This window comes from Halopseudomonas nanhaiensis, assembly GCF_020025155.1.
Classification (GTDB): Bacteria; Pseudomonadota; Gammaproteobacteria; order Pseudomonadales; family Pseudomonadaceae; genus Halopseudomonas; species Halopseudomonas nanhaiensis.
This window is the reverse complement of the sequence record NZ_CP073751.1, coordinates 2,476,929-2,495,491: the sequence shown is the minus strand read 5'-3', so window position 1 is coordinate 2,495,491 and position 18,563 is coordinate 2,476,929. Positions and strand designations below refer to the sequence as shown.

Genomic DNA, 18,563 nt, shown 5'->3' with positions numbered 1-18,563 from the left:
AAGCATTTAAAAAGTGGGTGAAGCTGACCGGTACTACGCTGCGCTCCGTCCCGGCAGCTTACCCAAGGCGTTAGAGTTTCAAGCAGCTATGAAAAATTTAATATCACTTGTCATTGTTTTTTTACTTTCTGGCTGTGGCGTGCCGCCAGAAACTGTTTGCGATGACGAAGATGAGATGAGTCAATTTTTCTGCGAGGCATCAAAACACTATTATCCTGGTTGGCAATATGAAGAGAGCGGCGCTTTCTATGTCACGAACGATCCCGCTGATGAAATCAGAACTCGCGCCACTTTGGAGAAAACACTAGTCGAAGGTGCACGGGCGAGCAAACGAATTGATATTGGCGGAATAGAGCCTACAGTGACTAGAAATAGCCTGCTTGCTGTACTTGATAACTTGGGCCAGTCCAAAATTAACTTAGAGGGCTTGCATGTGGTTTACCTGGGACCAGAATCACAAGCGCAAGAAGTGTTGTATACTTTGAAATCGTCGGGAGCAAAAGCGAAGTTTGTTATTTTTGAAAGCAAGTAAAGCTATAACAAGTCAGTGTAGGCCGACCCGCGTAAGCATCGGCCTTGAAAAATAGGCCTCAAAGCGCTCACGGGTCGGCTAATTTGGGCGTTATATGGCTGCTAATTCATGAAACGCGTGATCGGCCTGGTAATGTTCATCCTGGGGCTCGGTGTAGGTGCGGCGCTGACGAAAGGAATCGATTTAACGTCAAGCGACTCCACCGAAGTGTGGACTGCTAGTGTCGCGCTTATCTCTCCGGGTGGGGTGGTCATTCCGGCCGGAACTGAGCTTGTTGTGGTCGAGTATATGCCCGAAGGATTCGTTACCTAAGCTTGGCGTCAACGTCGAAGGTGCAGCGCTACAAATGTTTGATCGCCGAAGTGAGCCCGCAGCCTCGTTGAATGCTCCTCAATTCTTCTATGAGACTGGCTATGAACAGTAGGCCATATAACCATGCGCAGCAGCTCGCGCCCTGCGGTCGCCGGACGGCCCTGACGGGCCGCCGCTGTGCTTCACGTTATGCATCACGTCCGTCTTGACGTACGTGTCGGGAGGCGTACACTTGGTGAAAGTTGAACACGCAAGGGGTGCATCATGACCGGAATCACAGCAACTGAGGCGCGCAGCAACCTTTACCGGTTGATTGACGAGACGGCCGAATCCCACCAACCAATCGTCATCATGGGCAAGCGAAACAAAGCGGTTCTAATCTCGGAGGATGACTGGTCTGCCATTCAGGAAACGCTTTACCTACTTTCCGTACCGGGTATGCGTGAGTCTATTCGTGAGGGAATGGATACCTCCGTGGACGAATGCGATGAGGAGCTGAACTGGTGACATGGAAGTTGGTTTACACCAAACAAGCCCAGAAGGACGCAAAGAAGCTGGCTTCCAGCGGCCTCAAGCCAAAAGCCCAAGAGTTGTTGGCACTAATTGCAGAAAATCCGTACCGCAAGCCGCCCCCGTTTGAGAAGCTCATTGGTGATCTTGCGGGTGCCTATTCCCGCCGCATCAATATCCAGCACCGCCTGGTATACCAAGTGCTCGAAGACGAAAAAGTGGTAAAAGTCCTCCGCCTCTGGAGCCACTACGAATAATGCATAACCAGGCGGTCTTGTCGGACAATTTCTCCACCGCTTCGCAGCTACAAAATTGCCTCAAAGCTCACGTTGTGCGACACAAGAACAAGAGGGAGCATTCGCGATGAAGGTGTACGGGGACTTGCAGTCGGGCAATTGCTACAAGGTCAAACTGCTACTCAGCCAGCTTGATCTCCCGCATGAGTGGATTCACGTCGACCTCCTGAACAAGGAGACGCACGGGCCGGAGTTCCTCGCCAAAAATCCTAACGGGAAGATTCCCCTGCTTGAGCTTGAGGGAGGCCTATACCTTCCCGAGTCCAATGCAATCCTCCACTATCTCGCCGACGGCACACCGCTGCTGCCGACGGCGCGCCTCGAGCGCGCGCAGGTCCTTCAGTGGCTTTTCTTCGAGCAGTACAGCCACGAGCCGTACATCGCGGTAGCGCGCTACATCGTCCGCTACTTGGGTAGGCCGGAGCGCTTTGAGGCGAAGCTCCAGGAGAAGATGGCGCCGGGGTATGCCGCACTGCGCGTAATGGAGCAGCATCTTGCCCAGCGGACGTACTTCGTTGGTGAGCGCTACAGCATCGCGGACATAGGGCTCTATGCCTACACTCATGTCGCCCACGAAGGTGGGTTCGATCTTGAGCAGTTCCCGGCGGTTCGGGCCTGGCTCAGCCGCGTCCGGGGTCAGCAGCGCTACGTCGACATGCACGGCGAAGCCGGCGATCCCGGCATGAGTATCGAGCCGACAGCTTAAAGGCAGCCGCTCACGCTCGCTGTCTAGTGGTCACTGGATGAACACTCGATCCAAGCCTCGATGAGCTCGATTTGTTTGAGCGTCTGCGATCGCTGTGCTTGGCCGGGGGAGGGTGGCTTTCAAGGTTGGCGCTGATCGCGCTAGGGCGTTCAGCCGGGTTCTCTTTGGACGAAATCGCGCGCATGTTGGGTGCTGACGGCCGCCCCGAAATAGACCGGCAGCTGTTGGCAGACAAAGCAGAGGGGCTGGAAGCTCCATTCGAAAGTTGAGCGCGATGCGCGACGGTCTTCGACACGCGGCGGTGTGTTCTGCGCCAACCCATATGGAGTGCCCAACGTTTCACCGCCTACTCGGCTTGGCAGCGTCTGGAGCGATTGGCGGGCATAGCAAAAAGCGAAAAGCTCTTCTTAACCGGCGGCCTGAATAAACATCACACGAACCAAATGGCTGAACCGGGGGAGGAGGGCTATGGAAAGCACCGTGCTGGTGATAGCAACGTGGGCGGTGTTGTGTCTGGTCCTGGTCGCTTATGTTATCTATCGCATCCTTACTGATAGGCCGTCCGGAGCGACGCGTCATCCCTTATACCCGCTGGTGAGCAACCCAGGGGACGGCATGATGCCCGGGAAAGAGCCTGTCCTATTGGCTGGCTATGTATCGCTCGTTCTCGCGTTGATCGGCTTGTTGGCGGTGTTGTACCTGGACGTAGTGCACAGGAACTCCACGGTCATCAGCAGCGTCAGCGGTGGTCTCTGGGTGTTGGGGCTGCTCTTGATAGCGGTCGGCAAACGTAAGCAGGATCGAAGTTGACTCGACGTTCGCGTGTCGAGTGCGCCCACCTTCGCCTGATCACTCGATGCGCTTCAAGCATCATTTAGCACTGCATGTTTAGGAAGGAGACCCTGTCTTCAGGGCCTCCTGTGATCGTCTCCGGACCTAACCGGCTCTTAGGCCCTGCGCAATGCGATCGCCAATGTTCTGGTCAATCTTGCGCCAGTACTCGATCGCACGTGACAACACCGGCTCCTGCACGCCATCCATGAGATGGCCCACGACGTTGCTGACCAGACGGCCCCGCGCGGCATCGTCGAAGACTTCGCGCACCATGGTGCCGGCCTGACCGAAGTCATCGTCTTCAGGGTGCAGCGTGTACGCCTGGCGCACCATGTTGCTGCTCGCACTCCACACGTCTACCGGCGGGTTGAGGGTTGGGTCCGCAGCCGGGCCGCCCTTGGAATTGGGAGCGTATACCGGGTCTGTGACGTTATCCATGCGCATGGCGCCGTCCTTGCTGTAGCTGTGCACCGGGCTCTGCGGGCGGTTGACCGGGATCTGCTTGTAGTTCACCCCCAGCCGCGCGCGATGGGCATCGGCGTAGGCGAATACCCGGCCCAGCAGCATCTTGTCCGGGCTGAGTCCGATGCCGGGTACCAGGTTGCTCGGCTCGAAGGCGGCCTGTTCGATCTCGGTGTGGTAGTCGGTCGGGTTGCGGTCGAGCGTGAGCTTGCCGACCGGTATCAACGGATAGTCACCATGCGGCCAGACCTTGGTGAGGTCGAACGGGTTGAAGCGATAGTTATCCGCGTCGGCGAACGGCATGATCTGCATGTGCAGCGTCCAGCTCGGGTGTTCGCCACGCTTGAGTGCTTCATACAGGTCGCGGGTGTGGTAATCAGCGTCTTCGCCGGCCAGCTTGTCGGCTTCTTCCTGGGTCAGGCATTCGACGCCCTGGTCGGTCTTGAAATGGTATTTCACCCAGAATTTTTCACCCTGGGCGTTCACCCACATGTAGGTATGGCTGCTGTAGCCGTTCATGTGACGCCAGGTTTTCGGAATACCACGGTCGCCCATCAGCCAGGTCACCTGGTGGGCCGACTCGGGGGAGAGCGTCCAGAAGTCCCATTGCATGTCATGGTCGCGCAGGTTGGTATCGGCACGACGCTTTTGCGAGCGAATGAAGTGCTGGAATTTCAGCGGGTCGCGCACGAAGAACACCGGCGTGTTGTTGCCGACCATGTCGTAGTTGCCCTGGCTGGTATAGAACTTGATCGAGAACCCGCGGGGGTCGCGCCAGGTATCCGGGCTGCCCCGCTCGCCTGCCACCGTGGAGAAGCGCATCAGCACATCGGTTCTGGTGCCCGGCTGGAATACGGCGGCTTTGGTATACGCACTCACATCGTGGGTCACTTCGAAATGACCGAACGCGCCACCGCCCTTGGCATGGGGCTGGCGCTCCGGAATGCGCTCGCGGTTGAACTGCGCCATCTGCTCAATCAGATAATGGTCATGCAGGACAATCGGCCCGTCCGGGCCAATTGTCAGCGAGTGCTCGTCGCTCGAAACAGGAATGCCCGCGTCGTTTGTCGTGGGCTTTGGCTTGTCGTCAAACATATAAGGACTCCGTACGTTTATGGCGGGCCGATCGACAGGGTTACGCACTGCCGGACCGTCGGCCCGTTACGGTCATCAACTCCTACGTAGCTGATGTGTCCTGACTGGTATAGATGCGTAAAAACGATCCATCCACTACAAGCTGATCGAGATCTTCTATCGATGCGATTGAGCATTCGATTCAGCTTGCTCCCTACAGCATCTTCTCCGGCTTCACCGCCTCATCAAACTGCGCCTCATTCAGGTAGCCCAGCTCCAAGGCTGCCTGCTTGAGTGTGGTGCCTTCGGTATAGGCCTTCTTCGCGATGTCCGCTGCCTTGTCGTAGCCAATGACCGGGTTGAGCGCGGTGACCAGCATCAGCGAGTTGTCCAGATGCTCGCGCATGCGCCGGGCGTCCGGCTCAAGCCCCTCTATGCAATGTTCACGGAAGCTGTTGCAGCCGTCCGCGAGCAGGCGGACGCTCTGCAGGAAGTTGTGAATGATCACCGGTTTGAACACATTTAGCTGTAGCTGGCCGTTGCTGGCGGCAATGGTGAGGGTGGTGTCGTTACCGATGACCTGGCAGGCGATCATGGTCAGGGCTTCGCACTGCGTCGGGTTGACCTTGCCGGGCATGATCGAACTGCCCGGCTCGTTGGCCGGCAGGCGCACTTCAGCGAAGCCGGCGCGGGGGCCGCTGCCGAGCAGGCGCAGGTCGTTGCCCAGCTTCATCAGGGTGACAGCAAGCTGCTTGAAAGCAGAGTGCAGCTGCACCAGCGGTTCGTGCCCGCTGAGCGCGGCGAACTTGTTCGGTGCGCTGGTGAAGGGCAGGCCTGCGAGCGCCGCCACTTCTTCGGCAAGCCCTTCAGCGAAGCCTTGCGGAGCGTTGAGGCCGGTGCCGACGGCGGTGCCGCCCTGGGCCAGCTCGCACACCAGCGGCAGAGCTTGCTCGATTGCGGCCAACCCCATGTCCAGCTGCGCAACGAAGGCGGACAGTTCCTGACCGAAGGTCACCGGGGTGGCGTCCATCATGTGCGTGCGGCCGATCTTTATCAGCTGCGCGTGCTGCCGGGCCTGGGCATCCAGTGCGTCGCGCAATGCACGTACAGCTGGCACTAGTCGCTCGCCGGTTTCCTGCACTGCTGCAACGTGCATAGCGCTGGGGAAGGTGTCGTTGGAGCTCTGCGACTTGTTGACATGGTCATTCGGATGGACCGGTGCCTTCACCCCCAGTGGTTCACCGGCCAGTTCGTTGGCGCGGTTGGCGATCACCTCGTTCACGTTCATGTTGCTTTGCGTTCCGCTGCCGGTCTGCCAGACGGATAGCGGGAAGTGGTCATCCAGGCTGCCGGCAAGGATCTCGTCGGCAGCCTGCTCGATCAGAGACGCCACCTTGTCATCGAGATTGCCGAGCTGGCGGTTGGTGCGTGCGGCGGCTTTCTTGATCAGTGCCAGTGCATGCACCACGGCAAGCGGTATCCGCTCCTCGCCGATGGCAAAGTGGTGCAGAGAGCGTTGGGTCTGGGCGCCCCAGTAGCGGTCGGCCGGTACCTCGATGGGGCCCATGCTGTCGGATTCGGTGCGTGTGCTCATGATCTCTCCGCGGTGGTGAAGGGTGGCTGTGGGTGTCAGTATAGAAACCCTGGTCCTGACTGGAGTCGACATCGTGCCCGCTCTTTTGTTGCTGATGATCTGTCTGACGGCGTTCCCCGTCGCTGCGGATGACGCGAGCCACCGCGCCAGTGCCGAGCGCTTCCTCAAGCTCGCCAATGCCGAGCGCATGACCCAGCCGGTGTATGACGAGGTCGCCCGCGCGCTGCATGGGCATTTCGCCCAGTCAGGCGGGAGCATGCGTCAGGAGAAGGTGCTGCGCAGCTATCAGCAACGTGCCCGTGCGGAGGTCGACAAGCACCTGGCCTGGCCGGTGATCAAGGACGAGTTGGTGGATGTCTACCTGCCGCTGTTCAGCGAGGCGGAGTTCAACGAACTGTCGGACTTCTATGAGTCGGGGGTGGGTCGCAAGCTGCTGGAGAACCTGCCGCAGCTGACCGAGGGTTCGATGGAGGTCGTTCGCAGCCGGACCCGTGATCTGATCTCGCCGCAGGTCGATGCCATGCTCGTTGAGATGGCCAGGGAGATCGAACCTGGGCAGCGCGGCCTGCGCTGACGCGCCGCGTCGTTTACACTAGCGCATCGTTCGAACCTATCGGAGTACGACCATGGGCCCGACCCAGTCCGCACTTGAACAGGCCCTGCAAGGCCTGGCGCCCAGCCACCTCGAGCTGGTCAATGAAAGCCATATGCACAGCGTGCCGCCCGGATCCGAGTCGCACTTCAAGGCGGTGATCGTCAGCGAGGAGTTCGCGGGTCTCAATGCGGTCAAGCGGCACCAGGCGGTCTACCGCACGCTGGGTGACTGGATGTCACGCATCCACGCGCTGGCGCTGCATACCTACACCGCAGAGGAGTGGGCCGCGCGCATGCAGGCACCGGATTCACCCAATTGCCTTGGCGGCAGCAAGTCCGACCGGCACTGATTCACCGCTGGCGGCAAACTTGCTAGACTCCCGCGCTTTCAATGGTGCGCCCTTTACGTGGGCGATTACTGAACACGAGGTAAGTCATGTCCCGCATCGTCGTCGTGGCGTTGTACAAGTTCGTCACGCTTGAAGATTACCAGCAGCTGCGCCAACCCCTGCTCGATACGCTGACCGCCCACGGCGTCAAGGGCACGTTGCTGCTCGCACTGGAAGGCATCAACGGCACCATCGCCGGTTCGCGCGAGGGTATTGACCAGGTACTCGCCTGGCTGCGCCGGGGTCCGCGTCTGGCCGATCTGGACTGGAAGGAGTCGCTCTGCGACGAAATGCCTTTCTACCGAACCAAGGTCAAGCTGAAGAAAGAGATCGTTACGCTCGGCGTGCCGGGCGTGAGTCCGAATGAGAAGGTCGGTACTTACGTCGAGCCGAAGGACTGGAATGCGCTGATCAGCGACCCTGAAGTGCTGCTCATCGATACGCGCAACGACTACGAGGTGTCGATCGGAACCTTCGAAGGTGCGGTTGATCCGAAAACCAGAACATTCCGTGAATTCCCCGAGTACATAAAGCAGCATTTCGACCCGGCGAAGCACAAGAAGGTCGCCATGTTCTGCACTGGCGGCATTCGTTGCGAGAAGGCTTCGAGCTACATGCTCCAGGAAGGTTTCGATGAGGTGTATCACCTCAAGGGAGGCGTCCTGAAGTATTTCGAGGAGGTGCCGGCGGAGGAGAGCAAGTGGGATGGCGAATGTTTCGTGTTCGACAACCGGGTGACCGTGCGGCATGACCTGGCACCGGGCTCGTTCGATCAATGCCATGCTTGCCGCCACCCGATCTCCGGTGAGGACCTCGCGTCGCCGCAGTATGAACTGGGCATCAGCTGTCCACATTGCTACGACAGCCTGCCGGAAAAGACCCGTCGCCGTGCGGAGGAACGCCAGAAGCAGATCGAGCTGGCGCGCCGGCGCAACCAGCCGCATCCGATCGGCCTGCCGCAGGAACTGGCCTCGCCGAACGCCAAATCGTGACGGAGTGATCGCATGTCCCAGCGCCTGATCTATGTGATGGACCCGATGTGTTCCTGGTGCTGGGGTTTCGCTCCGGTCATCGATTCGATTCTCGCGCTCGCTCCGGAACTGCCGCTGCATCTGGTTGCCGGTGGGTTGCGGCCGGGCAATGGTCAACCGCTGGACGAGCGCACCTGCGCGGCGCTGGCCGAGCACTGGCAAGCGGTCGAGGCAGCCTCCGGCCAGACGTTCCTGTCGCCTTCCGACTTGCCCGATTCATTCATCTACGACACCGAACCGGCGTGCCGCGCACTGCTGGTTGGCCGAGGCCTGGATGCTGGCCGCGCCTGGCCTTTCGTCCGGCTGATGCAACACGCGTTCTATGCGCAGGCGCTGGATCTGGGGGATGCTCGGGTGTTGCTGGAGCTGGCGGTTCAGGCCGGCTATGACCGGGCGCAGTTCGCCGAGGCGTATGGTTCGGAGCTGGCGCGCGCGGCGATCGCGGCGGATTTTTCCTGGACCCGGGACCTGGGCATCGCCGGCTTCCCCACGCTACTGGCCGAGCGCAACGGACAACTGGCACTGCTCGCCAACGGCTATCAGCCTCAGGACGTGGTCCTTCCTCTGTTCGAGCGCTGGCTGGCAGCTGGTAGAGGTATCGCGTCGGCGTGATCAGCCTGTCGATGGTCATTCATCTGGCGCTGCATGCGCTGCTACCGCTTGCAATCGCCTGGCTGTTCTTTCGCGGCAGCTGGAAACGTGCGTGGGTGATCATGCTCGCCACGATGCTCGTGGATCTGGACCATTTGCTGGCCGACCCCATCTTCGAAGCCAACCGCTGCTCGATCGGTTTCCATCCGCTGCATACCTACACCGCGATCGGGGCGTACCTGTTGATGTCGCTCTGGTCACCAACACGCCTGGTGGGCCTCGGCCTGCTTGTTCACATGCTGGTCGACGCCAGCGATTGCTGGCGGATGTCCGGTTTCGCGATGCCGTGATCCGGCTCAGGCCGGGGCAAGCGCGTTCCATGCCGACGGCGCCGATACCGCATTGCCTTGTGCGGCATGGAAACCGAGTTCGCTCAGAGCGGCGAGCTCCTCGCTGGTCTGGACCTGCTCCGCTACACAGGGCAGCTCGAGCTGGCGGGCCATGCTGAGTATCGCGCGCAGATACAGGCGGCGCGATGGATCGCTGTCCAGGTCACGAATATGGTCAGGATCGACCTTGATGTACGCCAGACCCAGTGTCGCCCAGCTGGCCAGGGCAGCCAGATCCCGACCGCAGTGTTGCACGGCTATCGCACAGCCGAGTCGGCGCAGGCGCTGCAGCTGCGTGATGAGCTCGGGGGCGGGCGAGACGCGGCGAACGTCGATCTCGATGGTCAGCCAGCGGCACAGCTCGGGCCGCCCGGCCAGCATGGCCTGTAACGCGGGCAGTGCGTCACGTTCGAGCAGGCTGCGCGCGGTGATGCTGACCGCGAGCGGGGCCGGGCGCCGCTCGAGCTGAGCGAGCGTCATGGCCACTACGCAGCGGTCAAAGTCAGCCGCCAGCCCCAGCCGCTCCAGGCGCGGCAGGAACTCGCCGGCCGGCAACAGGCGTTCGTCGTCTCCGAGGGGCAGACGGGCCAACAGCTTGTGGCGGACCGTTGTGCCATCGACCAGCGTCCTGATTGCCTGAAAATGCAGAACGAAGCCGCGTTTTTCACAGGCGTCACCAAGCATTGCTCGCCAGCCATCGGGGGTAAGCTGTCCGAGGATGCCGAGCTCTTCGGCTGCGATGATGCCGGGTTCGATGCCGCGAGGGGTGCTTGCCGACTGCTCGATTGCCTGATCGATGCGCTCGAGCACCAGGCTGCGCTGATCGCCAGCCCGATAGCCGGCGATGCCCAGGCTGACGGGGGAGGCGCCCGCATCGCTCGCCCAGTCCAGCGTCAGTGCCAGAGCACCGAGTCGCTCGGCGATGTCTTTCAGCTCGGCGGGACGGCTGCCGGGGGCAAGCATCACGAACTCGGCACCGCGCGAGCGGCAGCAGCTCCAGTGCGGATACTCTTCGGTCAGCGCACGTAGCGGTGCGGCCAGCTGGTGAAGCCGCTCATCGACCGCTACCGAGCCTATCTGCTGATTCAGTTCATCCAGCGCGTTGACCCGCAGCGCGAGTACCGCTCCGCCCGGCGCATCGTGGTCCAGCGCACTGGCCAGCGCCCGCTCGAAGGCCAACCGATTGGGCAGGCCGGTGAGTGCATCTTCGAACGCCTGGCGGCGCAGCTGCTCGGCCGAGGCGCTTTCCTCGGCGAACAGCCGCTTGAGGCGGCTGGTCATCAGGTTGAGGGTGGCGCCGATCTGCCTGAGCTCACGGGTGCGCGGCAGGGGCTCCACCTGATAGTACTCGCGGCGGCTGGCGGCTTCGGCCTGTCGGGCCATGGTATCGAGAGGACGTAGCTGACGACGCAGCAGGACGATGCCGGCAGCCGAGCTGATCGATGCGCAAACCAGCAGCCAGGCCAGCGTCTGCTGCGCCGCATGCCACAGGCTTTCGATCGCCAGATGCGGGTCACTGGTGACCTGTACCTCACCGAACTGTTGCCAGCCCTGCATGAGCAGCGCCTGCCCGCGCTCCGGGTTCAGATTCGCCAGGCGCGAGAACCACAGCGGAGCGGGCAGCGCCTGCGCGACGCGTTCGCGTTCGACGAGCACGCGGCCATCGGCGGCGGAACGAATGCTGATGTGGCGGAAATACCCGCTGTCGAACATCGAGCTGACCATCAGCTCGACCATCGGCGCGTCATCCAGATGGGGTGTCAGAGACAGGGCTAGGGCACTGGCAGCATCGTCGGCATGCGATTGCAGCTGCGCTTGGAGCTGACCGCGGGAATGCTGAAGATTGATCATGAAGCTGCCGGCAAAGGCGATCGCCAGAATGAAGCAGATGGCCAGGCTCAGTTGTTTTACCAGCGACATGGTGTGTCCTCTTTTCTTATGGTGACCGCGGGCCGAAAAAGCCCTCGTCACTCATCTTCCGTGTCAGTTCCTGCCATCGCGGCAGCGGTGTGGTGGTCGCTGCGCGGCTGTCGAAGCTGGCGCTGCCCAGCCATAGTCCGCGGGCGTTGAAACTGTAAACCGGAACCAGATCGTCCCGTTGCGTAGCGGTGAGTATCGGGTCGATCAGGTTGTCCAGGATCAGCGGCGTGCTGGTCGGGCTGGCGTAGTACGCCAGTACCATGTGCGCCTGATCCTGCTCGGTCGCCTTCACATAGGTTAGCCGCAGGCGCGTCTCATCAATGCCAAGTTGACGCAGTGTGAAGTATTTGGCAATGGTGAAGTCCTCACAATCTGCCGCGCCGGCGACGAGTGACTGCATCGGGCTGGCCCAATAGTCGCTCTGGTTCCAGATTGCCAGGTCGTGCTCGAACCGCAACCGTTCGTTGAAGAAACGATTGACCGCGTCGAGTTGCTGATCAACGTCCAGCGAGGCGTATTCGTCCATCAGCGCTTCCCATTGCGCCAGTCGTATCCGGCCGCGGTGGTCGGGCTGGTAGAGTTCGCCGACACGCTGCATGAGCTGCGAAAGATCCCACGGGCCGGAGCTGGACGCAGCCGCGAACGGCAGAAGCCCGGCCAGGCCGAGCATCAGTATCAGCCGCTTGCACGGCATTCGGAACAGGATAGTCAACCAACCCGGATGGGTTGGCCTGCAGGCCGGCCCGGGCGCGCTATGGTGCAAGGCCAGCGCTCGGGACGGTCAGTGGCGGGGCGTCAGCAAAGCCGGCTTTGGCTTGTCTTCGGGTGCATGGAACAGCAGGAACAGCTGGGTGAGCACATCGGGAATGTGATCCATCATGTCCTCGACCACATCCTGATCCTTGGCGATCTCGATGAACTCCGGCTGATCCTCGAACAGGCCGGACCCGACCATGATTGGCAGGAGCAGCTCGCTGACGGTTTCCTCATCCTGGCTGAACCAGGCTTCCTCACGCAGAAACACACCCTCGAGAAAGCCGACACACCAGCTGCGCAGATCCGAATAATCGGGCTCGTCACCCAGTGTCAGCTCGCACGGTGGCTCGAACTCTTCATCGCTGGCCAGTTCGCGGGCAATCTGCGACTTGAGCTCGATGAGGGTGCTCTCGATTTCAGCCTTCTGCTGTTCACTGGCGTAGTTTGGCTCTTCGGCGAACAGCTCAGGCATCCACTCGTCCTCGGGCACCTCGACCGGGCTGATGCACAGCGCAGTCAGATAGCCATGGCCGGCAAGAAAATCGAGCGCTTCGTCATGCAGGTCGTCAGCATCCAGAAACTCCTGCAGGCGGTCGAGTCGGTCGGCAAAGGACATGGGCACACCTCACAATGATTGATGGGCAGATTGTACGCACGAACCCGAATATTTGCCAAAGCGATGAGTGAATGCGGCAGGCGACACGAATCGACCAGCCGGCGCTGGTATAATCGCCGCTTTGCCGGCGTCAGCCGGCCTCGATTCAGGCAAGGGGAACCATGCGCGAGCAGGCTTTGCAGCGGCTGCGGGACGTCTTCGGCTACAACGCGTTTCGCGGTAACCAGGCGGACATCATCGAGCAGGTGGCAGGCGGCGGCGATGCGCTGGTACTGATGCCCACCGGCGGTGGCAAATCGCTGTGCTATCAGGTTCCCGGTCTGCTGCGTCCCGGGCTGACGGTCGTGGTCTCGCCGCTGATCGCGCTGATGGACGATCAGGTCGCCACGCTCAACGAGCTCGGACTGCGCGCTGCGGCGCTCAATTCCACGGTCGACGAACAGGGCCAGCGTGACATTGCCGCGAGCATGCGCAGCGGCGAGCTGGATTTTCTCTACATGGCGCCGGAGCGCCTGCTCAAACCTAGAACGCTGCAATTTCTGCAGTCGCTTGACATCGCCCTGTTCGCCATCGACGAGGCCCATTGCGTCTCGCAGTGGGGGCATGACTTCCGGCCCGAGTATCTGCAACTGGGGCAATTGGCTGAGCTGTTCCCCAGCGTGCCGCGCATGGCCTTGACTGCCACGGCCGACGAGCGCACCCGCCAGGAAATCATCCAGCGTCTGAAACTCGAGCAGGCTGCCTGTTTCATCTCCGGTTTCGACCGACCGAACATCTTTTACCGCATCGTGCCGAAGGACAAACCCCGTCAGCAGCTGCTCTCGTTTCTTGCGCAGCACAAGGGCAATGCCGGCATCGTCTACTGCCTGTCGCGCAAGAAGGTCGAGGATGTCGCCGCCTGGCTGATGGGGCAGGGCTATCCGGCGCTGCCCTATCACGCGGGTCTGGCGTCGGACCTGCGCGCCAGTCATCAGCGGCGCTTCCTCAATGAGGAAGGGCTGATCATGGTCGCGACCATCGCATTCGGCATGGGTATCGACAAGTCCAACGTGCGTTTCGTGGCGCATCTCGACCTGCCCAAGAGTATCGAGGCGTATTACCAGGAGACCGGCCGGGCAGGGCGTGATGGTCTGCCCGCCGATGCCTGGATGGCGTACGGCCTTCAGGACGTATTGATGCTCAACCAGATCATGGCCAATTCCGAAGGCGACGAGCGCCACAAGCGCATCGAGCGGCACAAGCTCGATGCCATGCTCGCGCTGTGCGAGATCACCACGTGTCGGCGTCGATCCCTGCTGGCCTACTTCGGCGATGAGCTCGAGGAGCCCTGCGGTTACTGCGACAACTGCCAGGATCCGGTCTCCACCTGGGATGGCAGTGAGGCGGCGCGCATGGCGCTCTCGACCGTATACCGCAGCGGCCAGCGCTACGGCGTCGGCCATCTGGTGGACATCCTGCTCGGGCGCGACAATGAAAAGATACGCACCGCCGGGCACCAGCATCTGTCTACCTACGGCATCGGCAAGCAGTGGAGCGAACAGGAATGGCGTTCGGTGTTCCGTCAGCTGATAGCGCGCAACCTTGTGGAGATCGACCTCGACGGCTTCGGCAGCCTGCGCCTGACCGATGCCTGTCGGCCGCTGCTTCGCGGGGAGCAGGGCCTGGACCTGCGCAAGGATGTATCCAAACCGGCTCCCACTTCCGGGCGCTACGCCGAGAAGGCGGTCATTGCCGAAGCGGACCGTGGAATGTGGGAGTCATTGCGCGCGCTGCGCAAGCGCCTGGCTGAATCGCACGGCGTGCCGCCCTACGTGATCTTCCCGGACTCGACCCTCGTGGACATGCTGCGGCAGAAGCCGGGAACACTGCAGGACATGGCGCTGGTCAGCGGTGTGGGCTCGCACAAACTCGAGCGCTATGGCGCCGATTTTCTTCAGGTGTTGCTCGGCGATAGCGGCGAACGGGGGGCGGATATCGACAAGGCGCAGGAAGCGCAGACGCTGGCGCTGGCCGGCATGGGCGCCGATCAGATCGCCCGTCAGCTCGGCCAGCCGGTAAAGCAGGTCTATATGCAGCTGGCGCAGGCGATCAGCGCTGGTCAGATCGAGTTGCACCACGCCATCGATCTGCCGCCAATGCAGCTGCAGCGTATTCAGGATGCCTTCCTCAACGAAGCCGAAGAAGACCTGCCGGGCGTGCGTACCCTTGCAAGCCAGCTCGACGAGCCGGTGGAGGAAGGCATCCTGCACTGCATCCGCGCGGCGTTGATGTTCGAGATCAGCGGCTAGAAGGTCTGGCCGAGCTTCAGATACAACGCACTTTCGCCTTCCTCGTTACCGCCCAGGCCGAGCATCAGCGGCCCGAGGAAGGTATCCAGGCCGAGCAGCACGCTGCCGGCAGTGATGTACCCGGTGTCGAAGCCGCCGTCTTCGCGATTGTAGACCCGTCCGTACTCCAGTGTGCCGCCGAGGTACACGGGCATGTTCACCGGCACGTAGCGGCCCGGATTCAGCCGGCGGTAATACACGCCGCGAAGCATGTTGTAGTTCTGTCCAGCCAACCCGTTCTGTCTGAAGCCGGAGAAATTTCCTGGTCCGCCAAGGGTGAAGGCACTCTGAGCAACCTGAATCTCGTTGTTGGTGCGCCCCAGGAAAGCGCCGAACTGGAAACTGTCCGAGCCGCTGGACAGGGCCTTGTTGGCGCGAAGTTCGAATTGCTGATAACGCTCGTCCGCGCCCAGATCAGGCTCGGACTGCCGCCACAACAGACGGGCCTCATCACCTGAGCGAGGGAAGTTCACATCGTCGAGCGTGTCGCGATCGAGCTGAATGGAGTAGAACGCCTCCTCGAAGCTGAACGATGGCGAGCCGGGGTCGCCAACGCGCACGTCGGCTTCACCCCAGTAGCGTGACAGGCCCAGCCGTATCTCCCCGTTGTTGGATATCTGTCGGCCGACATTGAGACCACTACCGTAGCGCTGCTGTCGGTAATCGACGACGGGGTCGTTGTCGATAATCACCTCGACATTGCGCGACTCGGCATCCAGGAAGGGCGCGATGAAATAGCGTGAGCCGTAATCAAGCGGTTGATAGAACTCGGTATACAGCAGCTGGTGCTCGCCGACCTGCGCGCGCGTCAGCCACTCTGCGCCCAGCGGGTTTACGCCGTTCACGCGGAAGCTGGCGCCAAGGTTGAACTGGCTGCCGCCACGGAAGTCGTCCACCAGGTTCAGGCCCAGGCGCAGGTAGTCGGTGCCGGTTTCCCGCCCACGGGTCCGCACCAGCAACGTATTGCCGGTTGCCCCGTGGACTACTTCGTAATTCACCCGGCTGAAGTAGTCCGTCCCGTAGATGGTGCCCATATCGGTTTCCAGCCGGCCCAGATGCAACGGCTCGCCGATGGGTTGGCGGATCATGCTGCGAACGACCTCATCAGCCACCTTGCCGGTGTTCTCCACCTCGATCGCATCGATCCGCGGCTGCCGTTGGGGCCTTGCGCGTGACAGGTTTCCACCGACCACCTGTTGTTCGGCGGGCGCGGTGAAAGCCTGCAGACGGGCCGAGCCTTCCAGGCTTTGTTCGCCTGCTGCGATCGCATCTCGCACTTCGGCGAAGCTGCTGAAACCGATGTCGCCCAGTTCGGGCTGGATGAGCAGGTCCTGCGGGCCGAGTGTGGCCAATTGCTCTTCGGTGTTGCGACGGGTCAGCAGGCCGGTGGTCTGGTCCATCACATCGATGATCGACTTGAGCTGGTCGGCAGATTTGAGTGGCGTGCCGATATCCACCACGATCACTCGGTCCACGCCCATCTGCCGCGCAACGTCCACAGGCAGGTTGTTCGACAGCACGCCGTCGACCAGCAGACGCTCGTCCACCTTGACCGGGGCGAAGAAGCCGGGCAGGGCGATGCTGGCGCGGATGGCAAGCGGCAGATGGCCCTTGTCGAAAACGACCGCTTCGCCGGTAGCGATATCGGTGGCGACGGCGCGGAAGGGGATTGGCAGCTTGTCGAAGTCGTCGATATCGTTGGTGTGGACCAGCAGCGTTTCCAGTACCAGCCCCAGATTCTGTCCCTGCAGGATGCCCAGCGGGAAGGCCAGCCGGCCGCGGTCGAAGCTCAGCCGCTGTTTGACCAGAAAGTCGCGGTCATCCTGCTTGCGGCGAAACGGCACATCCTCGCGGGCCGGGTTGTCGCTGAGAGCGTCCTGCCAGTCCAGGTCCAGCGCGATCTTTTCCAGCTCGGCGGCGCTGTATCCCGCGGCATACAGTCCGCCGATCACCGCACCCAGGCTGGTGCCGGCTATGGCATGGATCGGAACGTTCTGCGCTTCGAGTTGCTTGAGTACGCCGATATGAGCCAGGCCGCGAGCGCCCCCACCGGACAGAACCAGCCCGGTGCGGATTTCCTCTGCCTGCGCCATGGGCGCGAGGACCAGCAAAAGCACGCTAATAAGGCGTTTGAACATGATGAGTCCGGGGATGCTGAAAATCGAATCGTGCGATTGTATACGAGCGCTTCGCTGGTGGGGATGACCTGTCCTGCGAGTGATCCCTGGCTAGATGATCACCTTGTCGCGCAACTTGCGCGCGGCCTGCTCCAGCGCCTTGACCACCTCGTCCTTGTCGTAGTTGCGAATGTGATTGGTATCCAGATACATCGAGAAGCCGGGCAGCTCGCGCTCGATGAAGGTCGGGGCAGCGCCGAGATCGCGACGGAGTCCGACCACCTGATAGATCTGCACCGGCTTGGAGAAGCCCTTCACGGCCACCTGGCCCTTGTCGCGGCACATGATCAGATCCTTGATCAGCGAATAGGTCTCGTGAGGGATGAGGATCTCGCCGGCCTCGGCTGCCGATTCCAGTCGGCTGGCAAGATTCACTTCGCGACCGATGATGGTGTAGTCCATGCGGTTATCGGCACCGAAGTTGCCGACCGTGCAGTAACCCGTGCTCAGACCCATGCGAATTTCGAGTGGTTTGGTAATGCCCTGGCTACGCCACTGCTGGCGCAGTACCTTCATGTGCTTGCGCATGGCGATGGCCATCGAGACCGCCGCTTCCGCATCCTGCTTGGCGCCCTGACTGACCGGGTCACCGAAGAACACCATGACACTGTCACCGATGAACTTGTCGATCGTGCCGCCATATTGCAGGGCGATGCGCGACATCTCGTTCAGATAGTTGTTGAGCAAATCAGTCAGCGCCTCGGCTTCCATTTCCTCTGCGAGCTCGGTGAAGCCGCGGATGTCCGAAAAGAACACCGTAAGCTTCTTGCGACGGGTTTCCAGCGTGACGGTCTGCTGGCCCGAAAAGATCGATTCCCACACCTGTGGCGAAAGGTACTTGGAGAGGTTGCTGGCGAGTCTGCTGGTCTTTTCCTGATCGGCCTGGATCTTCTTCTGAGCCAGCTCCAGACTTCTTCCCTGACGGTATACGAATGCCGCTACCACCACAGTGAACGCACCGCCGCCAAGCAAACTGGCAAAGGCTACCAGCGGCGACGTAGCCAGCACCGGGTCGGGAGTGAGCACAACCGAAGCAAGCGAGAGCCCGGCCAGTGTAATGAGCCAGGCAGCCAGCATGTACAGCGGGCCGCCGATGATGATGCTGGCGAAGCTGATCAACAGCAGAAACACCATGGTCGGCACCAGACTGAAGCCGACCAGGGTGATGAACACGCCGGTGTGCAGCCCGTCGAGCACCAGCAGGGCGAGACGACTCGACAGGCCTTGCAGGGAAGCCAGCCTGTCTGTCGCAAGGCGGGTCAGGTGCGGATAGACCAGCGAGTAGGCAACCACGCCGAGGTTGAGCGGCGTGAGACCGTGGTCATAGCACATAGCCAGGAAGGTGAAGGCGACGCACAGATAAGCCATGACGCGCGAATAATGGCCTTCCAGCGGCGGTCGAACAGGCGTGAGTCGGGTGTTGAGGCTCATGATCAGCAGTTTCCTTGGCCAG

The 18,563-nt window shown here is 61.3% G+C and carries 20 protein-coding genes; 13 read left to right on the top strand and 7 right to left on the bottom strand.

The genetic code is table 11. The annotated features are described in order from the left end of the window. Positions 1-13: 13 nt before the first annotated feature. From KEM63_RS11230 to KEM63_RS11200, 7 genes are all read left to right on the top strand, one after another. Entirely contained in the window at positions 14-532 is a 519-nt protein-coding gene (locus KEM63_RS11230; protein WP_223651682.1) for a hypothetical protein, read from the top strand. A 108-nt stretch (positions 533-640) separates the two neighbouring features. Further along, complete coding sequence (locus KEM63_RS11225; RefSeq protein ID WP_223651680.1) at positions 641-844, top strand: hypothetical protein; 204 nt, start codon at positions 641-643, stop codon at positions 842-844. A 264-nt stretch (positions 845-1,108) separates the two neighbouring features. Beyond that, the gene (locus tag KEM63_RS11220; protein ID WP_150277869.1) at positions 1,109-1,351 is read left to right on the top strand and encodes a type II toxin-antitoxin system Phd/YefM family antitoxin; all 243 of its coding nucleotides are present in this window, start codon (positions 1,109-1,111) and stop codon (positions 1,349-1,351) included. Next, positions 1,348-1,611: a Txe/YoeB family addiction module toxin gene (locus KEM63_RS11215; RefSeq protein WP_223651678.1), complete on the top strand. Its 264-nt coding sequence runs from the start codon at positions 1,348-1,350 to the stop codon at positions 1,609-1,611. Before KEM63_RS11220 ends, KEM63_RS11215 begins: the two co-directional genes overlap by 4 nt. Before the next feature lie 106 nt (positions 1,612-1,717). After that, entirely contained in the window at positions 1,718-2,356 is a 639-nt protein-coding gene (locus KEM63_RS11210) for a glutathione S-transferase family protein (protein WP_223651676.1), read from the top strand. A 71-nt stretch (positions 2,357-2,427) separates the two neighbouring features. Beyond that, on the top strand, positions 2,428-2,625 hold the full coding sequence (locus KEM63_RS17030; RefSeq protein WP_423747792.1) for a MerR family DNA-binding protein: 198 nt from the start codon (positions 2,428-2,430) through the stop codon (positions 2,623-2,625). A 199-nt stretch (positions 2,626-2,824) separates the two neighbouring features. Continuing rightward, positions 2,825-3,166: a hypothetical protein gene (locus KEM63_RS11200; protein WP_223651674.1), complete on the top strand. Its 342-nt coding sequence runs from the start codon at positions 2,825-2,827 to the stop codon at positions 3,164-3,166. A 126-nt stretch (positions 3,167-3,292) separates the two neighbouring features. On the opposite strand, the gene KEM63_RS11195 is transcribed toward KEM63_RS11200, so the two are convergent. Both KEM63_RS11195 and fumC read right to left on the bottom strand, forming a co-directional pair. Further along, a complete protein-coding gene (locus tag KEM63_RS11195; protein ID WP_223651673.1) occupies positions 3,293-4,747 on the bottom strand; it encodes a catalase in 1,455 nt (484 codons plus the stop codon). A 193-nt stretch (positions 4,748-4,940) separates the two neighbouring features. Then, complete coding sequence (gene fumC / locus KEM63_RS11190) at positions 4,941-6,320, bottom strand: class II fumarate hydratase (protein WP_223651672.1); 1,380 nt, start codon at positions 6,318-6,320, stop codon at positions 4,941-4,943. Between the two features lie 73 nt (positions 6,321-6,393). Here fumC and KEM63_RS11185 point away from each other — a divergent pair, with 73 nt between their 5' ends. The 5 genes from KEM63_RS11185 to KEM63_RS11165 all read left to right on the top strand — a co-directional run bounded on the left by KEM63_RS11185 (position 6,394) and on the right by KEM63_RS11165 (position 9,275). Next, positions 6,394-6,894, top strand: coding sequence for a DUF2059 domain-containing protein (locus tag KEM63_RS11185; RefSeq protein WP_223651668.1), 501 nt, complete (start codon positions 6,394-6,396; stop codon positions 6,892-6,894). Between the two features lie 52 nt (positions 6,895-6,946). After that, positions 6,947-7,264, top strand: coding sequence for a BolA family protein (locus KEM63_RS11180; RefSeq protein WP_223651666.1), 318 nt, complete (start codon positions 6,947-6,949; stop codon positions 7,262-7,264). A gap of 86 nt (positions 7,265-7,350) precedes the next feature. Beyond that, on the top strand, positions 7,351-8,295 hold the full coding sequence (gene trhO, locus KEM63_RS11175; RefSeq protein WP_223651664.1) for an oxygen-dependent tRNA uridine(34) hydroxylase TrhO: 945 nt from the start codon (positions 7,351-7,353) through the stop codon (positions 8,293-8,295). Positions 8,296-8,307: 12 nt separating this feature from the next. Continuing rightward, positions 8,308-8,946 (top strand): DsbA family protein, encoded by a 639-nt coding sequence (locus KEM63_RS11170; protein WP_223651662.1) that lies wholly within the window; start codon positions 8,308-8,310, stop codon positions 8,944-8,946. Continuing rightward, positions 8,943-9,275: a DUF6122 family protein gene (locus KEM63_RS11165; RefSeq protein WP_223651660.1), complete on the top strand. Its 333-nt coding sequence runs from the start codon at positions 8,943-8,945 to the stop codon at positions 9,273-9,275. Before KEM63_RS11170 ends, KEM63_RS11165 begins: the two co-directional genes overlap by 4 nt. Before the next feature lie 6 nt (positions 9,276-9,281). On the opposite strand, the gene KEM63_RS11160 is transcribed toward KEM63_RS11165, so the two are convergent. From KEM63_RS11160 to KEM63_RS11150, 3 genes are all read right to left on the bottom strand, one after another. After that, on the bottom strand, positions 9,282-11,234 hold the full coding sequence (locus tag KEM63_RS11160) for an EAL domain-containing protein (RefSeq protein ID WP_223651658.1): 1,953 nt from the start codon (positions 11,232-11,234) through the stop codon (positions 9,282-9,284). A gap of 16 nt (positions 11,235-11,250) precedes the next feature. Then, positions 11,251-11,904: a transglutaminase-like cysteine peptidase gene (locus KEM63_RS11155; protein ID WP_223651656.1), complete on the bottom strand. Its 654-nt coding sequence runs from the start codon at positions 11,902-11,904 to the stop codon at positions 11,251-11,253. A 111-nt stretch (positions 11,905-12,015) separates the two neighbouring features. Beyond that, complete coding sequence (locus KEM63_RS11150; protein WP_223651654.1) at positions 12,016-12,606, bottom strand: UPF0149 family protein; 591 nt, start codon at positions 12,604-12,606, stop codon at positions 12,016-12,018. A 161-nt stretch (positions 12,607-12,767) separates the two neighbouring features. On the opposite strand from KEM63_RS11150, the gene recQ reads away from it, so the two are divergent. After that, positions 12,768-14,894: a DNA helicase RecQ gene (recQ, locus tag KEM63_RS11145; protein ID WP_223651653.1), complete on the top strand. Its 2,127-nt coding sequence runs from the start codon at positions 12,768-12,770 to the stop codon at positions 14,892-14,894. Here recQ and KEM63_RS11140 read toward each other — a convergent pair. Together KEM63_RS11140 and KEM63_RS11135 are read right to left on the bottom strand one after the other, a co-directional pair. After that, positions 14,891-17,071, bottom strand: a complete 2,181-nt coding sequence (locus KEM63_RS11140) for a patatin-like phospholipase family protein (protein ID WP_223651652.1) — start codon at positions 17,069-17,071, stop codon at positions 14,891-14,893. The genes recQ and KEM63_RS11140 overlap by 4 nt on opposite strands. Before the next feature lie 90 nt (positions 17,072-17,161). Next, positions 17,162-18,541: an adenylate/guanylate cyclase domain-containing protein gene (locus KEM63_RS11135; RefSeq protein WP_223651651.1), complete on the bottom strand. Its 1,380-nt coding sequence runs from the start codon at positions 18,539-18,541 to the stop codon at positions 17,162-17,164. Positions 18,542-18,563: the final 22 nt, after the last annotated feature.